Raw genomic sequence first — 3,507 nt, forward strand, 5'->3', positions numbered from 1 at the left:
AGATGAAGGATGTGGCGGCAGAACTGATCGCCCAGCTGCCGCTGGTCGAGCGAGTGTTGCGCATCGAGGAGGAGCAATTCGTCCGCACGTTGGACAGAGGTCTGCTGCTGCTGGAAGACGTCCTGGCCAACCTCGGTGATGCCAAGGTTATCCCGGGTGAAGTGGTGTTCAAGCTCTATGACACTTACGGCTTCCCGGCCGACCTGACCGCCGATGTGGTGCGCGAGCGCGAGATCGGCATCGACGAAGAGGGCTTCAAGGCCGAGATGGAGAAGCAGCGCGCCCGCGCGAAAGAGGCTTCCAGTTTCGGCGTGAACTACAACGACGTGCTGAAGCTCGATTTCGAGACCCCCTTTACCGGTTACAAGCAGCTGAGCCAGAACACCCAGGTGGTCGGTATCTACAAGGATGGTGTCGAGGTCAATGGCCTCATCGCCGGTGAAGAGGCAGTGATCGTGCTGGCGGAGACCCCCTTCTATGCGGAGTCCGGCGGTCAGGTGGGTGACAGCGGCATCCTCAAGGTGGATGACGGCATCTTCGCCGTCACCGACACCCAGAAAGCGGGCAAGGCGATCATCCACAAGGGCTATCTGGAACTGGGTACCCTGGAGAAGGGAGCCGAGGTCGAGGCCGTGGTCGATGGCGACCGTCGTCAGGCCATCGCCCTTAACCACTCAGTGACTCACCTGCTGCACGCGGCCTTGCGCCAGGCGCTGGGTGAGCATGTGACCCAGAAAGGATCCCTGGTGGGCGCCGAGCGCATGCGCTTCGACTTCTCCCACTTCGAAGGGCTGACCATGGCGACCATTCGCCGGATCGAGGAGCTCGTCAACGCCCAGATCCGTGCCAACCACGAGGTGGCCACCCAGCTGATGGGGCTGGAAGAGGCCAAGTCAGCCGGTGCCATGGCGCTGTTTGGCGAGAAATATGAAGATGATGTGCGCGTGGTACGCATGGGCGACTACTCCACCGAGCTGTGTGGCGGTACTCACGCCAAGCGCACCGGTGATATCGGCTTCTTCAAGATCATCGCCGAGAGCGGCATCGCGGCTGGCGTGCGCCGTATCGAAGCGGTCACCGGCAAGAGCGCCATCGATCTGATGCACCAGCTGGGTGAACAGATCGAAGAGGCCGCCGCGCTGGTGAAGGGCGATCAGTTCTCCATCGCCGACAAGGTTCGCCAGGTACTGGACAAGGCCAAGATGATGGAGCGCGAGCTGGAACAGCTCAAGGCCAAGCTGGCGGCGCAGGCGGGTAACGACCTGCTGAGTCAGGTCATCGACATCAATGGCCAGAAGGTGCTGGTTGCCGCCCTGGAAGGGGTCGACCCCAAATCCCTGCGCGGCATGCTGGACGAGCTGAAGAACCAGATGAAATCCGGTGTCGTGCTGCTGGCAACCAGCAGTGATGGCAAGGTCAACCTGATCGCGGGCGTGACCAATGACCTGACCGGCAAGGTCAAAGCTGGTGAGCTGGTCAATCTGGTGGCCCAGCAGGTGGGTGGCAAGGGCGGTGGTCGTCCCGACATGGCACAGGCGGGTGGTACCCAGCCTGAGGCGGTGCCGGCGGCGCTGCAATCCGTTCACTCCTGGCTGGAAGAGCGCCTGTAAGCGGGCGAGGTGATCTGTGGCACTCTATGTACAGAAGTACGGTGGCACCTCGGTCGGCACGCTGGAGCGGATCGAGGCAGTTGCTGAGCGGGTTCAACTGACCCGTGCCCAGGGACATGACGTGGTGGTGGTGGTCTCAGCCATGTCGGGCGAAACCAACCGGTTGCTGGGCATGGCCCAGCAGCTGGACCAGGATGCCAACCGGCGCGAGATGGATGTACTGATCTCCACCGGTGAGCAGGTCACCATTGCACTGCTGGCGATTGCGCTCAACAAGCGCGGTTGCCCCGCAGTCTCGATGACCGGTGATCAGGTCCGCATCCACACCGACTCCGCCTATGGCAAGGCGCGCATCACCCGTATCGACACCGAGCAGGTGGAAGCCGCACTCGGTGCCGGCAAGGTGGTAGTGATTGCCGGTTTCCAGGGGCGCGATGAGCATAATGCCATCACGACCCTGGGCCGAGGGGGTTCGGATACCACCGCGGTGGCCGTGGCTGCGGCCATCAAGGCCGATGAGTGCCAGATTTTTACCGATGTGGACGGGGTGTATACCACGGATCCGCGCATCGAGCCCAAGGCGCGTCGCCTCGATACCATCACCTTCGAGGAGATGCTCGAGATGGCGAGTCTCGGTGCCAAGGTGTTGCAGATCCGTTCGGTCGAGTTCGCGGGCAAGTACCGCGTGCCGCTAAGGGTGCTGTCGAGTTTCGTCGACGGAGAGGGAACCTTAATCACATATGGAGGTGAGAGGATGGAAGCACCCCTGGTATCCGGCATTGCGTTCAATCGCAACGAGGCCAGCCTGACCATTCTGGGTGTGCCGGACAGGCCGACCGTGGCCGCGCAGATCCTGAATCCGATCAGCGACGCCAACATAGATGTCGACATGATAGTGCAGAACACCATGGGGGATGGTACCGCCGACTTCACCTTCACGGTGAATCGCGATGATTATCGCCGGGCCCGCGCCTTGCTGGAGGAGACCGCCAGCGAGCTGGGGGCCGCCTGCGTGCAGGGCAACGGAGAGATCGCCAAGGTCTCCATCGTCGGGGTCGGCATGTGGAATCATCCTGGTGTAGCGCGCACCATGTTCAAGGTATTGGGTGAGGAAGGGATCAACATGCAGCTGATCTCCACCTCTGAAATCAAGATATCCGTGGTGATTGACGAGAAGTACCTGGAGCTGGCCGTGCGTTCGTTGCACTCGGCGTTCGGGTTGGATCAAGAGCCTCATGAGCAGCCCTTGGGAAACAATCCCTGATTGATTTAGTTTCAACCATTTACCATATCGGTATCTTTGTAAGATAATGGCGCATATCGATATAAATACAAAACAGGATACAGGAGCAAGCGAATGCTTATTTTGACTCGTCGTGTAGGGGAAACCCTGATGATTGGTGACGAAGTAACCGTTACCGTACTGGGCGTAAAAGGGAACCAGGTTCGTATCGGTGTGAATGCACCGAAAGAGGTTTCCGTACACCGCGAAGAGATCTACATGCGGATACAGGCCGAGAAAGTCCCGGGCCAACCGAATTTCTAAGCCATTTCATGGCTGCCTGAAGGCGACATCCTGGATGTCGCCTTTTGTTTTTCAGGGGCCTGCAAATCGGCCTGCAGAGCGCGAAACTACTGGGTAAGTGTCGATATTGCTTGAATATTCCACTCTTTGGCCAAATGCTGAGCGAACGCTCTGTTTTCTCCAAAAAAGTGTTTGACTAAAAATCCCTGTGAAGTATTATCAGCCCCGCAAACGGAGAGGTGGCCGAGAGGCTGAAGGCGCTCCCCTGCTAAGGGAGTATGCGGCTTATACCCGCATCGGGGGTTCGAATCCCCCCTTCTCCGCCATTTTGCGCCCGTAGCTCAGCTGGATAGAGTACCTGGCTACGAACCA

3 protein-coding genes and 1 tRNA gene are annotated in these 3,507 nt (G+C 59.4%); all 4 read left to right on the forward strand.

The window, feature by feature from the left end:
* A partial coding sequence (gene alaS, locus AACR77_RS13055; RefSeq protein WP_042882034.1) for an alanine--tRNA ligase occupies positions 1–1,610 on the forward strand: 1,610 nt, incomplete at its 5' end.
* Positions 1,611–1,626: 16 nt separating this feature from the next.
* Entirely contained in the window at positions 1,627–2,874 is a 1,248-nt protein-coding gene (locus AACR77_RS13060; RefSeq protein WP_010672822.1) for an aspartate kinase, read from the forward strand.
* Positions 2,875–2,967: 93 nt separating this feature from the next.
* Entirely contained in the window at positions 2,968–3,156 is a 189-nt protein-coding gene (csrA, locus tag AACR77_RS13065) for a carbon storage regulator CsrA (RefSeq protein ID WP_005315760.1), read from the forward strand.
* Between the two features lie 212 nt (positions 3,157–3,368).
* Positions 3,369–3,461, forward strand: a tRNA-Ser gene (locus AACR77_RS13070).
* The last annotated feature ends 46 nt before the right edge of the window (positions 3,462–3,507 follow it).

The organism is Aeromonas sp. ZOR0002 (genome assembly GCF_963866995.1).
Lineage (GTDB): Bacteria > Pseudomonadota > Gammaproteobacteria > Enterobacterales > Aeromonadaceae > Aeromonas > Aeromonas caviae.